Below are 24,456 nucleotides of genomic sequence, written 5' to 3'. Positions count from 1 at the left end.
AATCAGGCTTATCCAGCCTGCTCGGACCGGCCGATACCGTGCTCGGCCGCATAATCGCCGGCTTGCGACGCGGTCGCCGGGGCGTGGAGGTCACCGGCGTCGTGGGCTTCCCGGACGGGGCGCAGTCCGGGCGCCAGGGCCAGGGTGACCGCGACGGAGGCCACCGCCATCACGGCCATCGCCGTCGAGGGCGAGGTGAACTGGGCGACGCCGCCCGCGAGCGCGGCGCCGACCCCCTGCATGGTGATCACGCCGGACGACTGCAGGCCGAGGGCCTGTCCGCTCATCTCGTCCGGGGTGATGGCCATCAGCCGTTCCTGCAGCAGCAGGCTGGCCGCGTACCCGATCGAGGCGAGCACGACGGCGGTCACCGCGACGGGCAACGGTGGGCTCAGGAGGAAGACCAGGTACGGCACGGCCAGGAGCAGCCGCAGCGGGGCGCCCAGCCGCTCCCGCCACCGCCCCGGGACGAACCGGCCGGCCACGGTGTCGCCGGCGAGCATCCCGAGGGCCGCGAAGGCGAACAGCAGCCCGGCGTGTTCGGGGGCGTAGGGGACGAAGAGCGACTCGCAGCCGACGATCAGTCCGTTCGGCACCCACAGGGCGAGGTAGATGTAGCGGCGCGGCCTGGAGGACCAGAGCCGCCCGTTGGCCCGCCAGGTCTCGCTGACCGACGGCCGTCCGGCGGCGCGCGGCGGGCGGGCGCCGAGGCCGTACCAGGCGACGACGGCGGCGGCGAGATAGAGGGCGGCGCCGACGAGCAGGGTGCCGCGCGGGGACATGACGGTCACGAGCACCCCGCCGACGGCGAATCCGCAGATCTGCTGAACGCCGACGGACATGTTGAGCACTGACCGCCCGAGCAGGTAGCCGTCCTTGGGGAGGATCTCGTTGAGCAGTCCGTAGCGGATCCCGCCGCCCAGCGAGGCGGCCACTCCCATGCCGAGGACGATGACGAAGAGCGCCCACAGCGGCAGGCCGGGGATGGCGAGGGCCGCGGTGCCGAGGCAGAAGACCAGCGCCAGTCCCGTCATCGCGGCGCGCGGCGGCAGCCGGTCCGCGGCCGACAGCAGCGCCATCGCGCCGAGCACCTGCCCGAAGGAGGAACCGAACATGCTGAGCGCCGACAGCAGCGGTGAGCCGGTGGCCGCGTAGACGAGGACGCCCAGGGCCAGCCCACTCACCGTCGAGGCGGCGACCTGCGCGGAGCTCGCGGTGAAGAGGGGGGTGAACTCAGGCGTCCGGAAGAGTTCTCGGTAGGTGCGCATGGCGGGAGTCTCGGGGGCGTCGCCGCCGGACCGTTATTGTTTCGCGGGGAGGCGAAACAATGGGCTGGTGGCAGGTCAACGCCGACACACTGGCGGGGAGCCGGTTCGTGATCTCCGCCCTGGCAGAGACCCTCGCCTGCGTGATCACCCTGGAGAGGGCGACGGCCACGCACCCGGGCGAGCGCGTATGGCTGGAGGCCCACCTGGCGGACTACCGGGCGCGGCTGGCGGACGACCCGGTCACCGCGCTGCTCGTACGGGCCGGTCTGAGATGGCACTGGATCGCGGACTTTCTCACGCCCACCCCGCCGGGCGAGGGCGCGCCGACCTTCGAGGAGGAGCTGGCGCGCGTGCGCGAGACCCCGCCCGGAGTCGCCCGCGCCGACCTGGAGGTGGCGTTGCGAGGTCCGCTTCCAGGTGAGCTGCACCGGTCAGACCTGCCGGAGCGCGCCGCCGACCTGCTGGAATGGGTGTGGACGGAGACGGTGCAGCCGTACTGGCCGCGGCGCCGCCGTGTCTTCGAGGCCGACGTCGTCGCGCGAACGAGCCGGCTGAGCCAGGGCGGCTGGGCCGCCGTGCTGGACGACATGCGCCCGGGGATGCGCTGGCTGGGGGACGACCGGCTGCAGATCAACACGCATGACCGCCCGCCGCGAGAGGTGATCGGCGTTCAGCTGATGTTCGTCCCGGTCACCGCCCGCCAGGGCTGGGTCTCCTGGAACCCGGGGCGGCGGTACGCGGTGGTGTATCCGTGCTCGGGAACGCTCGCCGAACCTGAGCGGGCGGCGGTCCCCGCGGCGCTGGGCACGTTGCTCGGCCCGGCGCGGGCGGGCGTCCTCGTCCTGCTCGACTCGCCCATGAGCACCTCGCAGCTCGTGGCACTGACCGGTCAGGGGCTGGGGTCGGTGGGCCGCCACCTCAAGGTCCTGCTCGACGCCGGGCTGATCCGGCGGCGTCGGTCCGGGCGGTCCGTCCTCTACTACCGCACGACCGCCGGCGAGGTGCTGGTCGAGGCCCCGGCGCTCCGATGAGCCCGTCCCGGTCGCTCTGGGAGGCCCGGCACGTGATCGTCTCCGGCGTTCACCGGTCGCCGTCGTTCGGCGGCCGAGCGCGGAACCCACCGAACGTCGAAGATCCACTGGATGTGACCACATCCGCCGTCGAGCCGCCGGGTGAGGGCGGTGGCGGACTCCCCGGTGGGCCCGCCGCTCACATCGGGATCACGATCGGCGTGGGACCGGTTCAGGGCCTGGTCGGCGAGCCCGGGCAGAATGTCGCTCATGGAAGCCCGCATCGCGATAGCCCCGTCCGTGGAAGCGGAGAAGGCCTACGGCCGCCCCAACTCCCCCGGCCTCGACCACCTGCGCTCCAAGATCGAGGAGGCCGTGTCCGAGGGCGGCGGTGTCAACGTCTCCCCGGCCGAGGCCAACGGCCTCGTATGGCTCATCCCCGGCGAGCCGGAACAGCTCCGGCTGACTCTGGACGGCAATCCCGGGATCGAGTGGGTGCAGTTCCCCTGGGCGGGAGTGGAGAAGTTCGCGACGTCCGGCCTCTTCGAGCGCCCGACGGTCTTCACCTGCGCCAAGGGGTCGTTCGCCGGGCAGGTCAGCGAGCACGCGCTCATGCTGATACTGGCGAGTCTCCGCGGTGTCGTACGGCAGGCGCGGGCGCCTCACTGGAGCCCGGTGGATCCCCGGTCCCTGCACGGGCAGAGGGTGACGATCCTCGGGGGCGGCGGCATAGCCTCGGAGCTCGTCCGGCTCCTGCGGCCTTTCGGCTGCCGGATCCGGGTGATACGCCGCCGTCCGGAGAAGGTCGAGGGCGCGGAGGAGACGCTGCCGCCCACGGCTCTGCACGCCACGCTTCCCGAGACGGACATCCTGGTGCTGGCCCTCGCCCTGACCCCGGAGACCAGGCACATCATCGACGCCGCCGAGCTGGCACTGCTGCCGCCGCAGGCCGTCGTGGTCAACGTCGCACGTGGTGCGCACATCCGGACCGACGCACTGGTCGAGGCCCTCCGCGCGGGGACGATCTCCGCCGCCGGCCTGGACGTGACGGATCCCGAACCGCTGCCCGAGGGGCATCCGCTCTGGGCCGACTCCCGGGTCCTCATCACCTCGCACTGCGCGGACTCCGCCGAGTACGTCCTGCGAATGCTCTGTGAGCGGGTCGAACGGAACGTGCGCAACCTGCGGGCGGGGCTGCCGCTGGAAGGGGTGATCGATCCCGCCGCGGGATACTGACCGGAAGATCCTCCGCGTTCACCGCATCGGCAAGGCCGGAACCTCGATGAAGGACTTCGAGCCGAGCATCCGCGGTGCGTCACGGGACATGGCCGCCCCCGTCGATCACTGGAAAGGCGCCGGGGTCGCGGGGCATGGGCCGCCTCCTGTCGATCACCGGGAAGGGGCCGGGATCACGGGCGGGCCAGCAGCGTTGCGGGCCCGCCGGCGTGCGAGGAGCGTGTGCGTCGGTTCCGCGGGTCAGCTCTGCAGGAAGGCGAGCAGGTCCGCGTTGAACTTCTGCTCGAAGTCACCGACCAGGCCGTGCGGCGCGCCGGAGTAGACCTTGAGGGTCGCGTCCTTGACCAGCTTGACGGTCTGCAGGGCGGCGGCCCCGATGGGGACGATCTGATCGTCGTCGCCGTGCGCGACCAGCACCGGGATGTCGATGCGCTTGAGGTCCTCGGTGAAGTCGGTCTCGGAGAACGCCTTGATGCAGTCCAGTGCGCCCTTGATCCCGACCTGCATGCTCATCAGCCAGAACGCGTCGCGCAGGCCCTGGGAGACGGTGGCCCCGTCGCGGTTCGCGCCGTAGAAGGGGACGCTGAGGTCCTGGTAGAACTGCGAACGGTCGGCACGCACACCCTCCCGGATGCCGTCGAAGGCCTCGATGGGAGTGCCCTCGGGGTTGGCGGCGGTCTTGAGCATCAGCGGCGGGACCGCGCCCAGAAGCACGGCCTTGGAGACCCGGGAAGTGCCGTGGCGTCCCAGATAGCGGACGACCTCACCGCCGCCGGTGGAGTGCCCCACCAGGACGGCGTCGGTCAGATCCAGCTGCTCGATGAGCTCGGCCAGATCGTCGGCGTACTGGTCCATGTGGTTGCCGTCCCAGGTCTGGCTGGAGCGGCCGTGCCCGCGACGGTCGTGGGCGATCGCCCGGAATCCGCTCGAGGCGACCAGGTTGGCCTGGTTGTCCCAGGCGTCGGCGTTCAGCGGCCAGCCGTGGCTGAAGACGATGGGACGGCCGCTGCCCCAGTCCTTGAAGAAGATCTGGGCGCCGTCCTTGGTGGTGATCGTGGACATGGTCACTCCTCATAGTCGATGAAACGGCTTCCGCGGCCGTCCGATTTAGCCAGCTGGTTCCGTTTTGTTCCTTGAGAACAGCGTCCCGCGCGCCGTTGCTGTTCCGGCCGAGTCGCGTGACTCCGCACACGTAAGGGAGTCATCGGTCCGGCCGGCGTGATCCGTCGCGGTCCCGGCGCGGCGCTCGGACATGCGGAAATTTCGACATAACAGCACAATTTCTGGGCCGCATGCGACGCATTCGATCAGGATGGTCGGCCAAGGACAAATGCAACGCCTGGTGAGGAACGCAGCAATCATCCGGTGCCGGGCAGGCGTACGTGACACGCTGTTGCGCATACGGGAATCCGCCGGACGTCACTGGCATCCGATCTCGTACGGCTCACGCCCGCGCGCCGGAGGTGAGCCGTACATTCCGTATCGATGTGAGCCGTACACGCCCGTGGAGATGACGTATCGATGTGAGCCGTACACGCCCGTGTAAACGACGTATCCGGACGTGAGCCGTACACCCCCCAAGCTGCTGACGTATGAGGTGCCTTCGCTATGGCGTCGACTGTGACCCGGTTGTATCAGGCGGTACTGCGTGACCAGTCCGTCCCCATCTCGACCCCGCTGCTCCGCACCTTCTCGGACTGGGTCACGGCGAAGGGGTTTCCGCCCGCGGACGGTGAGCCGAAGGTCGAGAGCGAGGTCGACGGAGCCCGGCTCACGATGGAGCGGCACGGCGGCTGCGGCCGCTACACGCTGGAGGAGCCGCGCGGTGAGGGACACCTGTGCACCCGCGTGACCTATGCCGAATCGGTGCCGGGCATGACCGGGTGGGTCGTCGTCACCATGGACCGGCACGGGGAGGGGGAGCCGGCGGCGGCGAACGCTCCCGGTTTCCTCCAGCCCTACCTGCGCACCGCGCGGATCACCGACGGCGGCATCCATGTCGAGGACGGTCCGGTCGTCCTCGACGAGGACGACGTGCGGCGTTTCGTCCACACGATGACCGAGCCCCGCCGGAGGGTGCCGATCGTGGTCGTCTCCGTGGACCCCCAGAATCCCGGCGCGGGCCGGGTCCGCGCCGACTACCTGGCCGGCGCCACCGCCGGCGCGAGCCTGGTGGTGCAGCTGACCGACCTGCGCGCCCAGGACCGGTTCAACAAGGCGATGGGCAGGGAACTGGGCGTGTTCGGCGGCGGTATCCGCACCTACCTCGCCCCCTTCGACCCCGCCGAGGAGCGCTACCCCTACCGGCACCCGCCCATGGGCTTCGCCACGATCCGCGACCAGGGCACGGCCGCCCTCAACCGGGTCGTCGACAGGGTGATCGGTGAGACCGCCCGCCGCAAGCTTCCCGACGACGTCCAGCAGACCCTCCGTGTCGTCTACCGCGTGCTCGCCGGACGGGCCGAGCCGAGCGAGATCGCCGCGGTCGTCGCGCCCCGGCCCGTGAGGGCCGTTCCCACCCGCGAGGAGTTGCGGCGCCGGATGGAGGTCCTGATGCAGCGCCCGGCGCCGCCCGGCACCGGGAGCGTCACCAGGGCCGTGGCCGCGACCGTCCCCGGAGCCGTCGTCGAGAGGCCGGGGGCCGACAAGCCCGTTGTCGCCGAGGAGGCCCCCTCGGGAACCACCTCGACCCTCCCCGAGGGAGCCGTCGTCGCACCGGCCGAGGCGGCTGTCGCGACGATGACCGACGCCGTGGGAACCACGTCGACTCTCCCCGAGGGGATCATCGCCGCACCGGCCGGGCCCGCCCCCGCCGCACCGGAGCACGACCTGGAGGAGCTCACCCAGGCGGTGGCGGACAAGGTGGTCAAGGAACTGCGGGGCGAACTGGAAACGGCGCTGGGTCTCGCCACGTCGTCCGGGACCTCCGGCGGTGACTCCGGCAGGCTGCTCCGCGAGATCCGGACCCTCGGCGCGCACCTTTCCGGCCTGCGTGACATCGTCGCCGAACGGCGTGGCGACGGGCGGGCCGAGGACGCGAACGACCGGCCGGCCACCGAGATCGAGAGTCTCCTCGACGAGCACCGATTACTCCAGGAGGAGTACGCCGAGGCCGTCACGAGTGCCAGGAAGCTCTCCGAACGGGTCCGCTGGCTGGAGCGCACGCTCGCCGAGGCGGGCCAGCCGGTGTACGGCGTGACCGGGGAGGAGTCCGTATTCGAACCGGCCACCCTGGCCGAGGCCCTGATCGAGGCCCGCGAGAGCCTGCGTCACCTCGTGATCGGCGACACCGACGGCGTCGCCGCCCGGCTGGACCTGGGCCACCCCGCCCAGTGCCGCACGTGGGCGGCCAAGGCGTGGGACGCCCTCCGTGCCCTGGACGACTTCGCGAAGGCACGGTCCAGCGGGGAGTTCGCGGGAGGCTTCCACGACTGGTGCGCCCACGGCTCCCCCGGCCGCTTCACCATCCCGGCCAGGATGCTGTCCATGCGCGAGTCGAAGACCGTGGCCAGCCGTCACAAGTTCAGCGCCCCCCGCACCTTCGCCGTCCCCCCCGAGGTGAGCCCGACCGGGCAGGTCCTGATGGAAGCCCACATCAAGCTCAGGTCCGTCGGATACCCCGCGCCGCGGATCTACTTCCACGACGACTCCGGCGGCGCCACCGGCAAGATCTGGATCGGCTACCTCGGCGACCATCTCCCCAACACCCGCACGAACTGACCGGCCCCGGCCGTGTCCGGGCTTCCCCGGCGACTCCTGGGCGGCCGGTCGGGTCACCGATCGTCGAGACCTTTGAGGATCTCCCTGACCTTGCCGACGTCGGGGTGGTGCTGGCCGTACCTCCGCTCAAGGTCAGACAACAGCTCGCCCAGGGTGCGTTTCGCCTGCGTCCTGTTTCCCGAGCCGAATTCCAGCAGCCCGATCTGGCAACGGAGCTCAAGGACCCGCTCCTCGTCGGCGCCGAATCGCCGCTCGTCGTCCAGCAGCCGGTGGAGCTGGATCAGGGCGAGGTTCGTCTCCCCCACCGCCGCGTGGCAGTTGGCCGCCATCAACCGGCATCGCAGCGCGAGATTGTTGCCCGGCCCCTCCACCTTGGCGACGTCGACCGCCAGCCGGTGGAACTCGGGCGCCGCCCGGCGGTAGTCCCCGCCGAGGAAGAGGACCTCGGCGAGCTCGATGCGCAGGTTGACCACGTCGGGGCTCATCGGGCCGAACGTTCCGGCGGCGGGACCGGCCACCTCCGCCAGCACGTCCGCCGCCTGGCTGAACCGGGATTCGGCTTTGAGGGCCTCGGCGTCCTTGCGGGCGCGCTCGATGTCTTCGCGCCCGAGCTGCACCGCCCCTCCGGAGTGCCTGATCCGCGCCGGCCGCACCGGCTCGGCCGGCCACCGGTCGCGGCTCTCCGCGGGAGGGGTGATGCGCCCGACGACGGTGGCGTACATGCGCACCGGATGAGGCGTCTCCAGGTTCACGTAACCGGGGAAGGGCGGCAGATCGCGGCAGAAGTCGAGCAGCCGCTCGTAGGCGACGTCCGCGCTGGGCAGCCGCCGCTCCGGTGTCTTGGCGAGCAGCCACAGGACGAGCCGCTCCAGCTCTTCGGGCACGTCCCGCCTGATGACGCGCAGCGGCCGGGGCGGGACGTCGGTGTGGTTGCGCATCGAGGCCAGGGCCGTGGGGGCGGCGAACTGGTTCTCCCCGGCGAGCATCTCGTCCAGGATCACGCCGAGGGAGTACAGGTCGCTCTGCGGGCAGGCCGCCCCGCTCATCGCCTGCTCGGGCGGCATGTACGCCGGGGTGCCGAGCACCTCTCCCGTCCGCGTGAGTCTCGTCGCGCCCGAGGAGACGAGCGTGGCGGCGATCCCGAAGTCGAGGACCTTCACCGTGCCGTCGGGGCAGAGCATCAGGTTGGCGGGCTTGAGGTCCCGGTGCACCAGTGAGTTGGCGTGGGCCACGGCCAGGACCGAGCACACCTGGGCGGCGATCGCCACGGCCCAGGCGACGGGGATCTCGGTCTCCTCCAGGAGCGAGGAGAGGGGACAGCCGTTGACGACCTGCATGACCAGATAGAGGTCGTCGCCGTGCGACCCGCAGTCGTAGACCGTGGGCACTCCGGGGTGTTCCAGCCGGGCCGTGATCCGTGACTCACGAACGAAACGTCTGGCCAGTTCCTCGTCCGGCCGGCCGTCGGGAAACCTGCTGACTTTGATGAATTTGACGGCGACCTGCCGGTCGAGGCGTTTGTCGTAGCCGAACCAGACCTCTCCCATTCCACCGGAACGCCGGGACAGAGGATCCAGCTCGTAACGACCGCCGACGGTGATCCACCTGCCCAAAACGATCCGCCCTCCAGAAAGGCTCTGCCCTCTCAGGAAAATCCAGAGAACTTTCCGATAAAAAAGTACAGGTTTACGCAGCGGAGTGCGCGTCGAATTCCGCCAGACGGCCGCTTTTCAGCACCGCGACCGCGGTGGCACGGCATCTGGTTTCCCCTCACCCGCGGCGACCTCCGGCGAGACCTCGACCCACGACTCGGCGGCGCCCAGGGAAACGACGAGGTCAGCGAACAGGCCTTCCCGATCACATGCCATACCGGCTGACATCTCTCGGGGGCAGAACTCGTCGCGGACATTCATTACGGCGGGTTCGGTCCGGCCTTTAATAGGGCCGCCATATCAAAACCCATCGACGAAGCACCGCGCGCCCGTCTTCGTTCTCATCCGTCATGACAAGAATCGGCTCACCGCGACTCCGGTCTCTCCCCACGAATGAGGTATCGGATACGCGGACGGCCGTGCCCCCTCCGGGAGAATGCCGGAAGCGTCACATCATGACGGTTACGGTGTGGTCCGCTCGCGCCCGTCAGCGGGCGATCCCTCCGCGGCGGACGGCCGGCGGACCGGGCGCCCTTGGCCGAATGGACGAACATCTCCCCCCTCTTAGGAAGACCGGACGAACTCCCCCACCCCCGGCCTGTCATACCGTCGCGGTAAACATCCGTCGGAGGGCTGGTACGTGTCCGTTGATCCTCATCGCCGCGCCGTCGTCGCGGACGCCTATAACGATCTGTTGACGGCGGTCGCCGCCCGGCCTCCGGAGCTCACCGGGCCACGCGGTCTGCCCCCGGTCACCGAGGCCCCGGTCGAACGGGGCCTTCCCGACGACATCGTCGAGATCGTTGGCGACGACGTGCACCGGTTGTTCCGCGCCGAGTTCGGACGGCCGCGGTGAACCTGAACGCCATGCTGGAAGACCTGGAGGAGCTCGTCGGGTGCGAGTCGTTCTCCGCCGACCACGAGGCCGTGGCCCGCAGCGCCGCGGTCGTCGCCGATCAGGGGTTCCGGAGGCTGGGCGCGCGCCCGGAGACGATCGTGATCGACGGGGTGACCCACCTGCGGTGGACCTTCGGCACGCCCCGGGTCCTGATCCTCGGCCATCACGACACCGTCTGGCCGATCGGGACGCTGGAGAGAATTCCCTGGTCGCTCACCGACGGGATCGCCCGCGGCCCGGGGGTGTTCGACATGAAGGCCGGGCTGGTGCAGGCGTTTCACGCGCTGGCCGCGCTGCCGTCGCCGGACGGGGTGTGCGTGCTGGTCACCGGGGACGAGGAGGTCGGCTCGCCGTCCTCACGCGCGCTGATCGAGGAGACGGCACGCGAATGCGCGGCGGCCTTCGTGCTGGAGGCCAGCGCCGACGGCGGCGCCCTGAAGACCGCGCGCAAGGGCATCTCGATCTACGAACTCGTGGTGCACGGCCGGGCCTCGCACGCGGGCCTCGAACCGGAGAAGGGCGCGAACGCCGGCATCGAGCTCGCCCACCAGATCCTCGCCATCAACGGGATCGCCGGCCGGGTGAACGGTCGTCCTCCAGGCGTGACGGCGGCCGCCGACGGGGCGCGAGCGGCCGGGACCCCGCCGGGATCCCTGGGGCCCGCCACCGTCACGCCGACGGCGCTGTTCGGCGGGACCACCGTCAACACCGTGCCCGCGCTGGCTCACGTGTCGGTGGACGTGCGGGTGCCCACCCTCGCCGCGCAGGAACGGGTCGACGAGCTGATGCGCGCCCTGTCCCCCCGGCTCGCCGGAACCAGGCTGGAGGTGAACGGGGGCCCGAACCGCCCTCCCCTGGAGGAGGCTTCCTCGGCCGCGCTGTTCGCCGTCGCCCAGCGGATCGCCGCCGACCTCGGGCTCGCTCCTCTCACCGGCGTCGGGGTGGGCGGAGCCTCCGACGGCAACTACACCGCCGGAGCCGGCTGCCCGACACTCGACGGGCTCGGCGCGGTGGGCGGCGGTGCCCACGCCGACGGCGAGCACGTGATCGTGAGCGAGATGCCCGGCCGTACGGCGCTGCTGACCGGCCTGGTCCAGGCGGTGCTCAGGTGACCGGCGCGGTGCTGCGCGAGCTTCACCTCATCGAGGAATTCGAGGACGTCTTCCGGCTGTTCGACGACATCTGGCGCCCCGACCCGGGTAGCGCGCCCGTCACCGTGGAGATGATGCGGGCGTTGTCGCACGCGGGCAACTACGTGGCCGGGGCCTACGACGGTGACCGCCTGGTGGGCGCCTCGGTGGCGTTCCTGGGCGCGCCCCCCGGACAGGTGCTGCACTCGCACGTCACCGGCGCCTCGATCGGACGCGGGATCGGGTTCGCGCTCAAACTGCACCAGCGCGCCTGGGCACTGGAGCGCGGCCTGGAACGGATCACCTGGACCTACGACCCGCTGGTCCGGCGCAACGCGCACTTCAACCTGGCCAAGCTCGGCGCCCGCCCGGAGGAGTACCTGCCCTCCTTCTACGGCGCCATGGACGACGCGATCAACGCCGGAGACGAGTCCGACCGGGTGCTCGCCGTCTGGCGGCTGTCCGAACCGCACGTCCTGGCCGCCGCCCGGCGGCGACCCCACCCCCCGCGGGTCCCGTCCGGGGCGGTGGCCGCGCTGAGCGACCGCGACGGCCGGCCGGTCCTCGGGCGGGCCGACGCGCGCACGGTGCTGGTGGCCGTTCCCGAGGACATCGAGGGCCTGCGCCGCACCGATCCCGGCGCGGCCAAGGCCTGGCGGCACGCCGTACGCGACGTGCTGGGCGGCCTCCTGTCCGAGGGCGCGTCGATCACCGGATTCCACCGCGGGTCCTGCTACGTCGTGGAGCGGACCACCTGACCCGGCTCCGGCACCCGGGGCGCGACCGCCGTGACGCGGAACCCGGCACCGAAGGCACGGCCCGGACCGCACGACCACCGTGAAACGGAACCCGGTTCCGAGGCGTCCCATGATTGCCGTGAAGGGGAAACCAGCCCCTCGGACGCGACACGAACCCCATGATTGCCGTGGAACGGGCCGCCCGGCCGGAACCCGGCGCCGAAGACACGACACGAACCACACAACCACCCCGGAGCGGGCCGCCTGCCGGCGGAACTCCCACGGGGACCGCACGACATCCTGCGACAGGCCGCCCGACCGGCGGCGAACACGACCATGAAAGGGAGAGAACGTGAAGATCACTGGGATTGAGCTCCGCCGGATCGCGATGCCGCTCGTCACCCCGTTTCGCACCTCGTTCGGCACCGAGACCGAACGCGACGTCCTGCTGCTCCGCGTCATCACCCCCGACGCCGAGGGCTGGGCCGAATGCGTGGCCATGTCCGACCCGCTGTACTCCCCCGAATACGTCGACGGCGCCGCCGACGTCCTGCGCCGCTTCCTCATCCCCGCCCTCCCGGCCACCGTCGACCCCCACACCGCCGAAGCCGCCCTGCACCCCTTCAAAGGCCACCGCATGGCCAAAGCCGCCCTGCACACCGCCGTCCTCGACGCCCACCTGCGCACCGGCGGCCAACCCCTGGCCACCTACCTCGGCGCCACCCGCCCCCAGGTCCCCAGCGGGGTATCGGTCGGCATCATGAACTCCATCCCCGAGCTCCTCGAGGCCGTCACCGGCTACCTCGAGGAGGGCTACCGGCGCATCAAACTCAAGATCGAACCCGGCAACGACCTGGCCCCCGTCCGCGCCGTCCGCGAACACTTCGGCCCCGACCTGCTCCTCCAGGTCGACGCCAACGCCGCCTACACCCTCACCGACGCCCCGCACCTGGCCAAACTCGACCCCTACGACCTGCTGCTCATCGAACAACCCCTCGCCCACGACGACCTGATCCAGCACGCCCACCTCGCCCAGAAGATCACCACCCCCATCTGCCTGGACGAATCCATCGAATCGGCCGCCCACGCCGCCGCCGCCATCACCCTGGGCGCCTGCTCCATCATCAACATCAAACCCGGCCGCGTCGGCGGCTACCTCGAAGCCCGCCGCATCCACGACCTCGCCCAGGCCCACGGCATCGCCGTCTGGTGCGGCGGCATGCTGGAGACCGGCATCGGCCGCGCCGCCAACGTCGCCCTGGCCGCCCTGCCCGGCTTCACCCTGCCCGGCGACACCTCCGCCTCCGACCGCTACTACACCACCGACATCACCCCGCCCTTCGAGCTGCACGACGGCCACCTGAGCGTCCCCACCGGACCCGGCATCGGCATCGACCCGATCCCCGACCTCCTCGACGCCGTCACCACCTCCACCGAATGGATCCCCCTGTAGCACCGCCGAACCCCCACGACACCACCGCGTCCCGGGGGGTGCGGCCGAAGGGCCGCGCGGCTCGCACGGTGCCGTGCCGGGACTCCGGCCACGGCACCGCGCCGGCCGACGCCCGGGCAGAGTCGCGCCGGACGATCACATGTCGACCGGACCCCGGTGGTGGCTCGGACCCTGGTAGTGGCAGGGCTACGCTTCCTGCGCGTAAAGCGCCTAACGTGGCGATATGAGCCAGACCAACGAACTGGGCGCCTACCTGCGCGCCCGGCGCGATCTCATACGGCCCGAGCACGTCGGTCTGACGCCCGGTGGTCGCCGGCGGGTACCGGGGCTACGCCGCGAGGAGGTCGCACTGCTGGCCGGAATCTCCTCCGAGTACTACCTACGCCTCGAACAGGGCCGCGACCAGCACCCTTCCACGCAGGTCCTCGACGCCCTCGTCCGCGTGCTGACGCTCGACACGAACGCCGCCGCCCACCTGCACCGGCTGGCGCGGCCGGCGCGGCGCCGCCCGACCCGGCGGCGCCCCGAACGGGTCAGCGCCGGTATGAGGCAGCTGGTGATGGCCCATACCGACATGCCCGCCTTCATCATGGGCCGCTATCTGGACGTGCTGGTCGCCAATCCCCTCGCCACCGCGCTGTCGGCCTGCCACGCGGCGGGCGTCAACGCGCTGCGCGCCGCCTTCCTCGACCCCGAGGTGCGAGCCCTGTACGAGGACGACTGGGAGAACAACAGTTGCGGCCTGGTCGCCGCCGTACGCGCCCTGGCCGGTCCCGAGAGCCGCGACGCGCACCTGGCCGAACTGGTCGGAGAGCTGTCGGTGCGCAGCGAGGAGTTTCGCCGGCTGTGGGCCCGGCATGACGTCAAGCCCCGCGTCAGCGGTGTGGTCCTCCTGAACCATCCCCAGGTCGGCCCGCTGGAGCTGAACTACGAAAAGCTCGCCGTCACCGGCACCGACGGGCAGGTTCTGGTCGTCTTCCACGCCGCGCCCGGCAGCGACGCCGCCCAGTCACTCGCCCTGCTGGCGCATCTCGCCTCCACCGGCCCCGCCGCCGGAGCGAGCGAGCCGGACACCCTCCGGACCGGGAAAGCGGAGGTCACAGGGGGCGGCGAGACGACCGGCCCGCCGAAGCCGTAGCCCTCATGGCCGATCACGGACAGTGATTGGCCGTGCCTTGTCTGCTTCGGGACGTGCGACGTGGGTACGCGCAAGAGATGGAAGACATCCTCATCAGCCGGGTGTACGGCGCGAAGCCCGCCAAGGGGCCGGTATTCCTCGTCGACGGAATGTGGCCGCGGGGCATCCGCAAGGAAGACCTCAAACTCGACGGGTGGGTGCGTGACATCGCGCCCTCACCGGACCTGCGACTCTGGTTCGGGCACCTCCCGGAACGTTTCGAGGAGTTCCGAACCCGCTACCGGCAGGAGCTCGATCGGCGCCCGGACGTCGTGCGTCCGTTGCTGGAGGCCGCACGGCAGGGACCGATCACTCTTCTCTACGCGGCGAAGGACCCCGAGCACAACAACGCCGTGGTGCTGAGGGACTATCTGCGAGACCACCTCAAGGCGACCGCCTGACGCGACCCCGGCAAGAATCGCACGAACCCTCCTAGCAGGCCCTGAAACCCGGGCGGGTCCCGACCGGCACGTCAGCGGCGGGAAACAGCCCACGGCCGTCCGCATCGTGCGTTCCGAGGGAGCGGAACGCACGGCGCGGAGAAGGTGACCCCGCTCACCGCCGATCCGCGGGAGCACGCCCTGCCCGGATCGCCCGCGTCGTCCGCGGCACCGGCCCGGCCGGCCGATGACGCCGTACGGTTCACCCGGCCGGCGTCTGCCCGTTCGCGGCCCGGTGGGCGGCGTTGGCCTTGCCGGCAGCGGAGATCACCTGGGTCAGCATCCCGTGAAGCCGCTGGAGCTCGGCCGGTTCCATTCCCAGGCGCTCGACGATCGCCGCGGGGATCTTCTCGGCTTCGTCGCGCAGCCGTCGACCGGCGGGAGTGAGGGTGACCGCGAGAGAGCGCTCGTCCTGGCTGGCGCGGGGGCGGTTGACGAACCCGTTCGCCTCAAGGCGCTTGAGCAGGGGCGACAGCGTGGCGGGCTCCAGCTGGAGCAGCCGGCCGAGGTCTTTCACCGACAGGGGCGCGTGTTGCCACAGGGCCAGCATCACCAGGTACTGAGGGTGGGTCAGCCCCATCGGCTCCAGCAGGGGACGGTAGACCGCGATCACACCGCGCGAGGCGACCGCCAGGGCGAAGCACACCTGATTTTCCAGGGACAGCGGGTCGGGAATGTCGCCGAAGTCACTCAATGGCACCTCCATGGAGACCGAAGCTCGTGCTATAAAATTAGTGTACGAACAGTTAGTACACTAACCCATCCGCCACCAGGCACGCCATCACCACAGAGGGAAGCCATGAGCCGCTCCAACGCGCTTGTCGACGCCTCCTGGGTCGAGTACGGCTCACCCGCCGGCGCCCGCCTCGTGACGCCGCCCCCCGTGCCGTGCGGGGGTGCGGACCGATGAGCACTCACTCCACCCCGGGGACCGTCATGTCTCGTCAGAAGAGGAAAACCCTGGAAGAGCGGATCGCCGACCGTCAGGCGCAGAGGGATCCGCTCCAGGAGGGGCGGCAGTTCGAGCACGGACCCGCCAAGTTCGTGTTCATCTTCCTCATCGTGCTGATCGTGGTGCTTCACCTCGTCGGCCTCATCGCCCTCATGATGCTGGACCTTCACTAGAGCTCGATCCCGCCCTTCCCCGGTCGTGGCGACCTTCCCGGGCTCATCGGGGAGGCCGCCACGGTGCTTTCAGGCGTCGAGCTGGCGGGTGATCGACGGGTCGGCGATGGCCGTGTCGTCGGCGAGCAGGAACGCCTTGGACAGGATGATCGAGAGCATGCCGCCGTCCTCCTCGAAGGGCAGGAAGACCGATGCGGTGCCGCGGTCGCGCCCGGGGACGATGCACAGGTAGGCGTCGTTGGGCTCCATCAGGATGTTGCCCGAGCCCAGATGGATCCGGTAGGTGCGGAGATCACCGCGCACGCGCAGGAACCGGTCGGTCAGCTCCACCCGATCAGCGATCCTCAACCGGGGCAGCAGCCGGGCGAGCGCGTCACGCCGGGTCTCGGCGGTCTCGGTGAGCTCGCCGAACCCGTAGGAGTTCCAGTACGCCTCGTGCCCGCCGGTCGCCTGCTGATCCAGGCCCACCGAGGTGACCCCGACGGCCAGATCGGCGTCGCGCAGCACCTCCGACAGCACCAGCGGCGGCACCTCGGCCAGCGGCGCCCCCACGTGGCCGACGTGGTTCCCCACCATGCCGTACGCGGAAAGCTCCCGCTCGTCACGGTAGAAAGCGATCTGCTCGCTCGCGCAGAAGGAGGCGGTGCCCCACCCGTCGGCTTCGGGGGACCCGGTGATGTGCATGCCCCAGCGGGCATGCCAGCCGGACAGCTCCTTGAAGGCCTCGCCCTGGCCGCCGTCGCACTCGTAGTCCCAGTGACCGATCGACAGCCCGGTCCAGCCGCGCTGGTTCAGCAACGCCTTGGCCTGGCCGTAGCGCAGCACATGCCCGGCGAACCGGTTGGAATAGACGCGGGTCCGCTCCTCGGCCGGAGTCAGCAGATAGACCTCGCGGAAGGCCTGCTTGTACGGCTGGCGCACCCCGTGCTCCAGCAGGTGGTCACGCCAGGCCCGCACCTCCTCGGCCGTCTCCCGGATCGGGTGCCACAGCCGGACCGAGGTGTCCGGATCGGGATGGACACGGCGCCCCCGCGGGCCGGTGAGCTCCCATCCCGCATCGGTCCTGACCGGCAGCCCCGCCGGGCCCCGCGGGACCTGCCAGATCAGGGTCCGGGCGTACAGGCCGGTCACCGGGTGGTCGAGGAAGAACTCCGTCACCTCCTCCCAGCGCCACAGCCGTTCTTCGATCAGCGCCCGCTCCAGCCGGAACCGCTCGGCGGGCAGCGCCTGCTTGAGCTCCTTCAGCGTGGTCTTGAGCTCGGCCAGCGCCGGATCCTTTCGGATCGCCTGCGGCGCCGACGTGACGGCCTTCCCCGCGGGATTGACGAACCGCAGCACGGGACCGTCGGCGCACAGCCGTACGAGGTAGTCGCCGATCTTCTCCTCCCGCACCCCGTCCGCGCCGAGCCCGAAGTCCGGCACGGTGCGATCCAGCAACCGCTCACGGCTCAGCCCCTCCGAGGCGGCCACCGCGTCCAGGGTGCGCGCCACGTTGGCCAGCACGGACTTCTTACGGACCTTGACCTGGACCCTGGCCAGAGCGGCGACGATCTCCAGGCCGCCCCGGCGGGCCAGGACGCCCACGGCGGCGTTGGCGAGCTTCTCGCTGCGGCAGTTGGCGCCCGACCCGCCGATCCCGGTCCCGCAGGTCAGGGCGACGTCACCGAGAAGCCGGGCCACCCACGGCTCGTCGATCAGCTCGCACGTCCACACCATGCCGCGCACCGGTACGGCGGTGCGCTCGTGCAGGAAGACGGTCTCCGTCCACTCGTGGCCCCCGTCGGAGCGGTGGTCGATCCTCTTCTCCCTGTGGGCCGCCACCCGGCCGAGAATCTCACGGACGAGGCCGACGGCCTCGGGGGTCAGGAGCTCATCGGCGGTCTTGAGCCATTTTCCGCTGGGCTTGGAGGAGCCGGCGGTGTTCCAGTGGCGAAACAGGGGCAGGACCGCGGGGTCGGCCAGGCCCGCGCCGTGCTCCTCGGCCAGCGTGCGGGCGAGGTCGTCGCGGTCCCAGATCAGGTTTCGCACCACGCCGGCCGGGCCGTTCTCGGCGGGTTCGGTCAGCACGTCCTTCAACTGCTCGTGCAGGGCCTTCCAGACCGGCCTGTGGCGCTCACGGAACCAACGCTGCGTTCCCTCCAGGATCCGGCGACGCTCCGTGTAGCCCAGTGTCCGGATCGCGGCCAGCGGGATCCGGTACAGCTCCAGGTAGTTGGTGTGCAGATGGACCATCAGGGCGTGGGCGACCCACCAGAGGAAGCGGACCTCTTCGAACGTCCACGGGGTGTCACCGTCGGCGGCGAGCCGGGTCGCGCGCAGGACGCGCTCGTCGTAGTCGTGGCCTCCGCCCCTTCCCAGGCTGAGCCGCATCTGCGCCCAGCGGCCGAACGCCCGCGAGTCGCCCTCCTCCCCGGGAAGCTCCCGCCCCGCGTCGAAGGCCGCGTCGAAACGGGCGAAGGCTTCATGGATCGACGGGTCCAGATCGCGAATGACATGGTCGTGAGATCTCGGGAAGTCGTCGACGACACCCACGCTCAGCCTCCGACCAGGGGAACGAGCTTGATGAACGACACCACCGGGTCGACGGTCAGGTCGATCACCTCGGACAGGTCGTCGATCTGACGCTCCCCGACCAGCAGCAGGAACCCGTTGCGCTGGAACGCCCGCTCGGCGGTGTCCGCCTGACGCTCCCAGTCGATCCGCCGCTTCGCACCCATCCGGTAGCCGTTCAGCTCCACCTCGGCGTCCGCGGGACGGACCAGGCCGTTGAACCGTTCGGAGGGGGCCGCGTTGTATCGGGCGACCTCCTCCCGGACGCGAAGCCGCACCAGCTCCCGCGCCGAGATGCTCTCGGGCAGATCGGGGAGCGTGAACTCCTCTATCGGCTTTCCCGTCGCGGTCTCATCTCGGAAAACGACCGTCGCCATCCCGCGGCTCCATGAATCGTCGGAATCGTTGTGATGGCCATGACTATCAGCCGGCTCCGACAAAAAGATCGGCGTCGTCATCCCGGAGTCCCGTCTCCGGCGAACCGCCCCGGACCGTCGGCCCCGCAGGGGGCCCGCGCTCGACGACGGCCTTCACCGTCTCGCGTTCCCGCGATACGCGCCGCACCCAAGGGACGCTTTCCCGATGTGATATCGGCCGTCGCGAATATATGGAACCGTCCAATCCCGGACCGCCCGAAAAGCAGCTGACTTTCGCTGTTGACATGCCAGTCACGTTTCTTTACCTTTCAAATGTTCTTATACATGGAGGCCGTTCACATATGTGAACACGAGAGGGTGGTCATGTCGCCCCAGAGTCCATTCGTCGGCCGGCGCCAGATGCTGGCCGGAGCCGCGTCCGCGGCCCTCGGCATCGCGCTCGTCCCGGCCGCGGAGGCGTCGGCCGCCATCGCCGCCCCGCGCCCGTTCGGCCCCTACGGATCACCGCACCACAGGCTGAACGCGCGCACGCTGTACGTCGACCCCCAGGGCCGGGGCGACCACCTCACCGTCCAGGCGGCCGTCGACGCGACGCCGGACGCCCCCGGGCGGGGCTGGACGCTGGTGATCGCGGCCGGGACCTACCGCGAGACGGTCCTGGTGTCCTCGGCCAAGACCGGACTGACCTTCACCGGCGCCACCCGCGACGCCCGCGACGTGGTCATCGTCTTCGACAACGCCTCCGGAACGGTCAAGCCCGGCGGCGGCACGTACGGCACGAGCGGCAGCGCCACCACCACGATCCAGGCCGACGGGTTCACCGCGACCCACGTGACCTTCGCCAACGACTGGCTTCGCGCCGACCACCCGGAGATCACCGCGACGCAGGCCGTCGCCGTGAAGGTCATGGGCGACCGTTCCTCCTTCGAGGAATGCCGGTTCCTCGGCCACCAGGACACGCTGTACGCCGACACCCTCACCCTGGCGACCTTCGCCCGGCAGTACTACCGGCGTTGCCACATCGAGGGCGACGTCGACTTCGTCTTCGGCCGTGCCACCGCGGTCTTCGATCGATGCGAGTTTCGCACCCTGGTCCGCGACGTGTCGTTCAGGCCTTACGGTTACGTGTTCTCACCGAGCACCGCCGCCGCGAACCCGCACGGTTTTCTGGTGACCCGATGCCGCATCACCGGTGACACCCCCGACGGCGCCTACGGCCTCGCGCGCCCCTGGCGCCCGAGCAGCGACCTGACCGCCGTCCCGATGCTGACCGTGCGCGAGACCTGGATCGGCCCGGAGATCGACACCGCCACGCCGTACGTGAACATGAGCTCGGGTTACCCCTGGCAGGACGCCAGGCTCGGCGAATATCGCAACTCCGGCCCGGGAGCCGCCGTTCCCGTTCCCGAGAACAGGCCCCAGCTGACGCGCGCGCAGGCGGCCGGACGGACCGTCCGCACCCACCTCGGCGACTGGAACCCCCCGGCGTGACCCGCGGAAGGCGATCACGGCTCTCCCCGGGAGGCGGTCGCCGGCCACGCCGTCAGCGACGGATCAGCGGAACTCTCAGACCGTCGTGGCGTGGAAGCGGAGCATGGTCAGAGTCTCGCCGTCTCGCGGCCTCTCCGCGCAACGACACGAAGACCCCGCCGTGGCGGGGCCTTCGCCGTTGTCGTAGATGCGGATGTCATGCGGGCAGCGCCGTCGTCCGCACCCGTCTCACGATCTCACCGATCAGGGCAGGGTGATCATCTTGGCGGGCTCTCTGCCCTCGACCTTCGTCTCCTTGTGGGTCGTGGAGGGCGCATCGCCCCTGTTGCGCGCGGCCAAGGTGGGGTAGCAGTCGTAGTAGCAGTAGTAGCGGTCGCAGTAACGCAGGAAGCAGATCCAGCCCCTGGCGGTTTGTGTGCAGGCGGCCGCCGGTGCGGCCTTGGTGGCCACGGCCACGGCCGACGCGGCCTGAGCGCCGGTCGCCGGGAGTACGGCGAGCAGGCCGGTGGCGGCCAGGACGACACCGGCCAGAGCAGTGCCCGCACTACGGACAAAGGTGTACATGATTCTCCTCGTTCATGTGGGAAGCACGACGAAGAAGACTGTAATCAATTAGTTACAGAGAGTCACGGATGTGGCGTTGGCGCGCTGCCGTGGCGTCGCGCGCCGAAGGTGACCCCACCGGCGCGTTCGGCCTTCACCGTGGTTGACGATCCCGCGTTTTACCGCCGTCCGCGCCGATGACGTGTGCGGCGCCGAGGTATGCGGCGAGCAGGCTCTCGGCGACCGCCACCACCGTCTCGTCCCCGGGCAGGAAGTACGGGCTGTGCAGGCCCGCCTCCGTGTCGGTGCCCACGAACAGCATCAGCGACGGCACGACCGACGCGAAGTGGGCGAAGTCGTCGGCCCCGCAGGAACGCATGCTGACGGGCATGTGGTGAGCGGAGTCGACGAGGATGTAGCCGGTCTCCTCGGCGAGGCGGGTGTCGTTGACGAGCACCGGCTCCCCGGGCATGATCTGCACCTCCGCCTCGCAGCCGTGGACGCGGGCGACCCCCTCGACGACCGCGCGGAAGCGGTCGTGCAACTGGTGGCGCCAGGACTCCGACATCGTGCGGAGAGTGCCTCGGGCGAAGGCGCTCTCCGGGATGGCGTTGGGCGCGGTGCCCGCCGACACGGTCCCGAAGGTGACCACGGTCGGCGTCATCGGGTCGGAGTCACGACTGACGATCTGCTGCGCGGCCACGACGATCTGGGCGAGCGCCAGAACCGGGTCGCGGGACAGATGAGGGTAGGCGGCGTGCCCCGCCTGGCCCCGAACCGTGAGCGTGAACTCGTCGGAGGAGGCGTTGACCGCGCCGGGGGTGCAGGCCGTCTCACCTGCGGCGAGCACCGGCTGGACGTGTGCCGCGACCATCGCGCCGACCCGGTGCCGCTGAAGCGCCCCGGACTCGACGATGTCGAAGGCGCCGGAAGGATAGCTCTCCTCACGTGGTTGCAGCACCGCGACCAGCGGCGCGGGCGCCCCCACGCGCTCGACCGCCCCGGCCAGCGCGACCAGCGCGGCGAGGTGGACGTCGTGACCGCAGGCGTGCATGGCCCCGTTGCCGGAGGCCCACGGAACACCCGTCTCCTCCAGGATCGGCAGGGCGTCCAGCTCTCCGCGCACCCCGACGGCCAGACCCTCGCCACCGATGCGCAGAAGCGCGCCGGTTCCGGCCACCCGCTCCATCACGGTGCCGTCGGGCAGCGCGTCCAGCACGCGTTTGAGCGTCGGCTCCTCCTTGCCGGACACGTACGGCTCCGCGTGCAACTCCCGTCGCAGCTCGCAGGCGGCGGGAAGTTTGGCGTGCAGCGCGGCGCGAAGCCGTTCGTGGATCTCTTTCATACCTTCTCTCCGAGGCCGTAGACGCGGCGGGCGTTCTGCGCGCCGATCATCGTGGCTACCCGAACCGCCTGGTTCTCACTCCACTCGCCTTCGGCGACGAACTCCGAAAGGACTCGGATCATCGCGCGGCGCCAGAGCAGGGCGCCCAGATGGTGCAGTTCGGCGGGGCCCCAGGCGTCCGAGGAGAAGAGAACCTTGGCGAACGGCGCCGTCTCCAGGCTCTCGGCCACGACGGCCACGCTGCGCGCGCCGGTGTAGTTCACGCCCAGCCCGACGTCGAAGTAGACGTTCGGGTAGACATGGGCGAGATAGCCCGCGTGGCGGTGGAACGGGTAACAGTGCAGCAGGAGCAGCGGGACCTCCCTTGGCTCGGCGAGCTCGATGAGGCCGCGCAACAGCAGCGGGTCGGAACGGCGGAGATCGATGTCGGGATCCCCGAGCCCGATGTGGAACTGCAGCGGCAGGCCACGCTCAAGGCCCGTCCAGATCAGATGGCGCAGGAGCACCGGATCGTCGAGGCGGATCGTCCCGGACCGGTCGGAGGCCCGCAGCCAGCGGCCGGCCGCCTCCGTCACCTCGGCGGGGGTGGGCGGGCGGGGATCGAAGTCGAGCCCGTGGCGGTAGGCGACGACGGTCTTCAGACCGCGTGCCGTACGGCTGCGCTCCCAGAGGGCCTCCTCGAAGCGGCCGGCGAACCCGGCCGCGTCGGTCCCGGCCGCGACGACTCGCTCCGCGATCGGTTCCAACCGGACGATCTCGTCCGCGGGCCTTCCGGCGACGGCGGCCATCTGGGCCGGGCCGAGGATCTCGTCCCCTCGGTGGCCGGTCTCCACCAGGAAGTGGCCGATCCCGCTCGCGGTGAGCAGGCGCCTGTTGACCTCCTCGGCCCCCAGTTCGGCGCGGCGGGCGAGGTAGGTCTCGGGGTCCGGACCCGGGTCCAGGCCGAGGACGGGCGCGCAGTGCCGCAGGACGGCGAAACCGACCTGGGAGTCGAACTGGGTCATCCAGCCGGGCACCGGCCGGTCGGACTCGGTGATCAGCTCCTCGAACTGCCGCCGGGACACGTCATCGGCCCAGGCTCCGTGAACGTGGTGGTCCACCAGCGAGATCGCCTCGATCGCCCTCGTCAGGGACTCCGCCCCCGTCGGGGACTCGGCTCGCCTCACGGGCTCACCCCTCCGCGTCCGCGCCGTCGAGCCGGAAACCCCCTGGCCTGGCCTCTCCACTCCCCCGAGCCCGTTCCCACGAGTAGACGACCCCTTCCCTCTCGCTCAGGCACTCTGTCTCATATGTCCATCCCTGTCCATTTTGCCAGGAGAGGTGCTTCCGCCCGGCGGCGGATGCGATCTCGCGGGCCCGCGTCAGTCGACGATCACGCCGCTCAGACCGGGATCGTCCTCTCGCGCGGCAGGCAGGGGGTCCGGGCGTTTCCGGTCAGGGCGGCCACGGCGAAGCCACGCGAGCCAGGCCGGTGACGCCGCTTCGCCGGAGTGGAGGGAGTAGAGGCCCGCCATCCAGTCGGCCAGCCGGTCACGGTCGATGACGATCATGCCGTCCTCGCGCGCGGTCTGGGAGGCCTGCCGGCTCAGGACGCTGGAGGTCACCAGGACACCCCTGTGCTCCCTGTAGGCGGCGGCCCGCAGGGCGCCGATGAATTCACGGACCTGCCCGGGCCCGACCGGCCTGGTGTAGAGCTTGCACTGGATGGCGTACGGCCTGCCGCCCGGTGCGACGCCGAGGACGTCGATGCCGCCGTCACGGGCTCCGCCGATGACCCTGACCCCGCGGAAACCCTCGTTGCGCAGCAGCTCCGCGGTCAACCGCTCGAACTGCCCGGGGGTCAGCCGGTCGACCGCCGCGCGTTTCAGCACCTCCCGCCGATACCGCCGGCTCGTTCCGCGCAGCACCAGGATCACGCAGGCCGTGAGGGCGAGCAGGACGACGAGGGCCACCAGGACGATCGGCCACGCGGAGGTGAACGCGTCGAGCGCGTACGGAATCAGGATGATCACGACCATGGCGGCAAGCAGCCAGAGCACCCAGCCGTTACCCGCCTTACGCCGGGGACGCCTCCGCCCCGGCGACCGCCCGCGAGCCGAGGATCGCCCCCGTGCCGGCGCCCGCCCTCGTGCCGGTGATCTGCGCCTCGCCATCGTGGGACCTCCGCACTCGGGGATGCAGTCAACGGCGAGTCTGAACCGTCACACCGACAAAAATCCTTCAGCCGCGCCCCTCTCACCGTCACCGAACAAAAAACGTGATTCCACATAACCGAAAAACACATATATCCAGGAAGAAAAACCA

At 70.5% G+C, this 24,456-nt stretch carries 21 protein-coding genes; 11 read left to right on the top strand and 10 right to left on the bottom strand.

Annotated elements, in window-relative coordinates:
* Positions 1 to 8: 8 nt before the first annotated feature.
* Positions 9 to 1,268: an MFS transporter gene (locus J2853_RS43890; RefSeq protein ID WP_307567725.1), complete on the bottom strand. Its 1,260-nt coding sequence runs from the start codon at positions 1,266 to 1,268 to the stop codon at positions 9 to 11.
* Between the two features lie 59 nt (positions 1,269 to 1,327).
* On the opposite strand from J2853_RS43890, the gene J2853_RS43885 reads away from it, so the two are divergent.
* Both J2853_RS43885 and J2853_RS43880 read left to right on the top strand, forming a co-directional pair.
* Positions 1,328 to 2,299 carry an ArsR/SmtB family transcription factor gene (locus J2853_RS43885; protein ID WP_307567724.1) on the top strand — a complete coding sequence of 324 codons (972 nt, stop codon included), beginning with the start codon at positions 1,328 to 1,330 and terminating at the stop codon, positions 2,297 to 2,299.
* Positions 2,300 to 2,548: 249 nt separating this feature from the next.
* Complete coding sequence (locus J2853_RS43880; RefSeq protein ID WP_307567722.1) at positions 2,549 to 3,514, top strand: D-isomer specific 2-hydroxyacid dehydrogenase family protein; 966 nt, start codon at positions 2,549 to 2,551, stop codon at positions 3,512 to 3,514.
* Between the two features lie 240 nt (positions 3,515 to 3,754).
* Here J2853_RS43880 and J2853_RS43875 read toward each other — a convergent pair whose 3' ends face one another.
* Complete coding sequence (locus tag J2853_RS43875) at positions 3,755 to 4,576, bottom strand: alpha/beta fold hydrolase (protein WP_307567720.1); 822 nt, start codon at positions 4,574 to 4,576, stop codon at positions 3,755 to 3,757.
* Positions 4,577 to 5,122: 546 nt separating this feature from the next.
* Between J2853_RS43875 and J2853_RS43870 the strand changes: the two genes are divergently transcribed.
* Positions 5,123 to 7,234 carry a hypothetical protein gene (locus tag J2853_RS43870; RefSeq protein WP_307567719.1) on the top strand — a complete coding sequence of 704 codons (2,112 nt, stop codon included), beginning with the start codon at positions 5,123 to 5,125 and terminating at the stop codon, positions 7,232 to 7,234.
* A gap of 53 nt (positions 7,235 to 7,287) precedes the next feature.
* Here J2853_RS43870 and J2853_RS43865 read toward each other — a convergent pair whose 3' ends face one another.
* On the bottom strand, positions 7,288 to 8,847 hold the full coding sequence (locus tag J2853_RS43865; RefSeq protein WP_307567717.1) for a serine/threonine-protein kinase: 1,560 nt from the start codon (positions 8,845 to 8,847) through the stop codon (positions 7,288 to 7,290).
* A gap of 679 nt (positions 8,848 to 9,526) precedes the next feature.
* Between J2853_RS43865 and J2853_RS43860 the strand changes: the two genes are divergently transcribed.
* From J2853_RS43860 to J2853_RS43835, 6 genes are all read left to right on the top strand, one after another.
* Positions 9,527 to 9,742, top strand: a complete 216-nt coding sequence (locus tag J2853_RS43860; protein ID WP_307567716.1) for a hypothetical protein — start codon at positions 9,527 to 9,529, stop codon at positions 9,740 to 9,742.
* 11 nt (positions 9,743 to 9,753) lie between these two features.
* Complete coding sequence (locus J2853_RS43855) at positions 9,754 to 10,896, top strand: M20 family metallopeptidase (RefSeq protein WP_307567714.1); 1,143 nt, start codon at positions 9,754 to 9,756, stop codon at positions 10,894 to 10,896.
* On the top strand, positions 10,893 to 11,672 hold the full coding sequence (locus J2853_RS43850) for a GNAT family N-acetyltransferase (RefSeq protein WP_307567713.1): 780 nt from the start codon (positions 10,893 to 10,895) through the stop codon (positions 11,670 to 11,672). The genes J2853_RS43855 and J2853_RS43850 overlap by 4 nt, the downstream gene beginning before the upstream one ends.
* A gap of 331 nt (positions 11,673 to 12,003) precedes the next feature.
* Positions 12,004 to 13,104 carry an o-succinylbenzoate synthase gene (gene menC, locus J2853_RS43845; RefSeq protein WP_307567712.1) on the top strand — a complete coding sequence of 367 codons (1,101 nt, stop codon included), beginning with the start codon at positions 12,004 to 12,006 and terminating at the stop codon, positions 13,102 to 13,104.
* Positions 13,105 to 13,327: 223 nt separating this feature from the next.
* On the top strand, positions 13,328 to 14,242 hold the full coding sequence (locus J2853_RS43840; protein WP_307567709.1) for a helix-turn-helix transcriptional regulator: 915 nt from the start codon (positions 13,328 to 13,330) through the stop codon (positions 14,240 to 14,242).
* 77 nt (positions 14,243 to 14,319) lie between these two features.
* Positions 14,320 to 14,682, top strand: coding sequence for a DUF488 domain-containing protein (locus J2853_RS43835; protein ID WP_307567707.1), 363 nt, complete (start codon positions 14,320 to 14,322; stop codon positions 14,680 to 14,682).
* Positions 14,683 to 14,923: 241 nt separating this feature from the next.
* Here the strand turns inward: J2853_RS43835 and J2853_RS43830 are convergent, their stop codons facing one another.
* The gene (locus J2853_RS43830) at positions 14,924 to 15,415 is read right to left on the bottom strand and encodes a MarR family winged helix-turn-helix transcriptional regulator (RefSeq protein ID WP_370879497.1); all 492 of its coding nucleotides are present in this window, start codon (positions 15,413 to 15,415) and stop codon (positions 14,924 to 14,926) included.
* Positions 15,416 to 15,627: 212 nt separating this feature from the next.
* Between J2853_RS43830 and J2853_RS43825 the strand changes: the two genes are divergently transcribed.
* Positions 15,628 to 15,846, top strand: a complete 219-nt coding sequence (locus J2853_RS43825; RefSeq protein ID WP_307567703.1) for a hypothetical protein — start codon at positions 15,628 to 15,630, stop codon at positions 15,844 to 15,846.
* Positions 15,847 to 15,915: 69 nt separating this feature from the next.
* On the opposite strand, the gene J2853_RS43820 is transcribed toward J2853_RS43825, so the two are convergent.
* Together J2853_RS43820 and J2853_RS43815 are read right to left on the bottom strand one after the other, a co-directional pair.
* Positions 15,916 to 18,378, bottom strand: a complete 2,463-nt coding sequence (locus J2853_RS43820) for a DUF4132 domain-containing protein (protein ID WP_307567701.1) — start codon at positions 18,376 to 18,378, stop codon at positions 15,916 to 15,918.
* Positions 18,379 to 18,380: 2 nt separating this feature from the next.
* Positions 18,381 to 18,773, bottom strand: coding sequence for a hypothetical protein (locus tag J2853_RS43815; RefSeq protein WP_307567699.1), 393 nt, complete (start codon positions 18,771 to 18,773; stop codon positions 18,381 to 18,383).
* Positions 18,774 to 19,136: 363 nt separating this feature from the next.
* Here J2853_RS43815 and J2853_RS43810 point away from each other — a divergent pair, with 363 nt between their 5' ends.
* Complete coding sequence (locus J2853_RS43810) at positions 19,137 to 20,264, top strand: pectinesterase family protein (protein ID WP_307567697.1); 1,128 nt, start codon at positions 19,137 to 19,139, stop codon at positions 20,262 to 20,264.
* A 243-nt stretch (positions 20,265 to 20,507) separates the two neighbouring features.
* Here the strand turns inward: J2853_RS43810 and J2853_RS43805 are convergent, their stop codons facing one another.
* The 4 genes from J2853_RS43805 to J2853_RS43790 all read right to left on the bottom strand — a co-directional run bounded on the left by J2853_RS43805 (position 20,508) and on the right by J2853_RS43790 (position 24,191).
* The gene (locus J2853_RS43805; protein ID WP_307567695.1) at positions 20,508 to 20,828 is read right to left on the bottom strand and encodes a hypothetical protein; all 321 of its coding nucleotides are present in this window, start codon (positions 20,826 to 20,828) and stop codon (positions 20,508 to 20,510) included.
* A 133-nt stretch (positions 20,829 to 20,961) separates the two neighbouring features.
* The gene (locus J2853_RS43800; protein WP_307567693.1) at positions 20,962 to 22,152 is read right to left on the bottom strand and encodes a M20 metallopeptidase family protein; all 1,191 of its coding nucleotides are present in this window, start codon (positions 22,150 to 22,152) and stop codon (positions 20,962 to 20,964) included.
* Positions 22,149 to 23,318: an amidohydrolase family protein gene (locus J2853_RS43795; RefSeq protein WP_307567691.1), complete on the bottom strand. Its 1,170-nt coding sequence runs from the start codon at positions 23,316 to 23,318 to the stop codon at positions 22,149 to 22,151. Before J2853_RS43795 ends, J2853_RS43800 begins: the two co-directional genes overlap by 4 nt.
* 195 nt (positions 23,319 to 23,513) lie before the next feature.
* Entirely contained in the window at positions 23,514 to 24,191 is a 678-nt protein-coding gene (locus J2853_RS43790; protein ID WP_307567690.1) for a restriction endonuclease, read from the bottom strand.
* Positions 24,192 to 24,456 lie beyond the last annotated feature (265 nt).

Origin of the sequence: Streptosporangium lutulentum (assembly GCF_030811455.1) — a bacterium.
In the GTDB taxonomy this organism is placed as follows: domain Bacteria; phylum Actinomycetota; class Actinomycetes; order Streptosporangiales; family Streptosporangiaceae; genus Streptosporangium; species Streptosporangium lutulentum.
The sequence above is the reverse complement of the archived record's forward strand: the minus strand, read 5'-3'. Positions and strand labels throughout refer to the sequence as shown.

What these genes read in the sequence shown, in the direction of transcription:
- J2853_RS43835 (WP_307567707.1), top strand. Translation starts at nt 14,320, where the DNA reads ATGGAAGACATCCTCATCAGCCGGGTGTACGGCGCGAAGCCCGCCAAG.
- J2853_RS43810 (WP_307567697.1), top strand. Translation starts at nt 19,137, where the DNA reads ATGTCGCCCCAGAGTCCATTCGTCGGCCGGCGCCAGATGCTGGCCGGA.
- J2853_RS43805 (WP_307567695.1), bottom strand. Translation starts at nt 20,828, where the DNA reads ATGTACACCTTTGTCCGTAGTGCGGGCACTGCTCTGGCCGGTGTCGTC.
- J2853_RS43800 (WP_307567693.1), bottom strand. Translation starts at nt 22,152, where the DNA reads ATGAAAGAGATCCACGAACGGCTTCGCGCCGCGCTGCACGCCAAACTT.
- J2853_RS43880 (WP_307567722.1), top strand. Translation starts at nt 2,549, where the DNA reads ATGGAAGCCCGCATCGCGATAGCCCCGTCCGTGGAAGCGGAGAAGGCC.
- J2853_RS43840 (WP_307567709.1), top strand. Translation starts at nt 13,328, where the DNA reads ATGAGCCAGACCAACGAACTGGGCGCCTACCTGCGCGCCCGGCGCGAT.
- J2853_RS43890 (WP_307567725.1), bottom strand. Translation starts at nt 1,268, where the DNA reads ATGCGCACCTACCGAGAACTCTTCCGGACGCCTGAGTTCACCCCCCTC.
- J2853_RS43885 (WP_307567724.1), top strand. Translation starts at nt 1,328, where the DNA reads ATGGGCTGGTGGCAGGTCAACGCCGACACACTGGCGGGGAGCCGGTTC.
- J2853_RS43825 (WP_307567703.1), top strand. Translation starts at nt 15,628, where the DNA reads ATGAGCACTCACTCCACCCCGGGGACCGTCATGTCTCGTCAGAAGAGG.
- J2853_RS43870 (WP_307567719.1), top strand. Translation starts at nt 5,123, where the DNA reads ATGGCGTCGACTGTGACCCGGTTGTATCAGGCGGTACTGCGTGACCAG.
- J2853_RS43875 (WP_307567720.1), bottom strand. Translation starts at nt 4,576, where the DNA reads ATGTCCACGATCACCACCAAGGACGGCGCCCAGATCTTCTTCAAGGAC.
- J2853_RS43815 (WP_307567699.1), bottom strand. Translation starts at nt 18,773, where the DNA reads ATGGCGACGGTCGTTTTCCGAGATGAGACCGCGACGGGAAAGCCGATA.
- J2853_RS43855 (WP_307567714.1), top strand. Translation starts at nt 9,754, where the DNA reads ATGCTGGAAGACCTGGAGGAGCTCGTCGGGTGCGAGTCGTTCTCCGCC.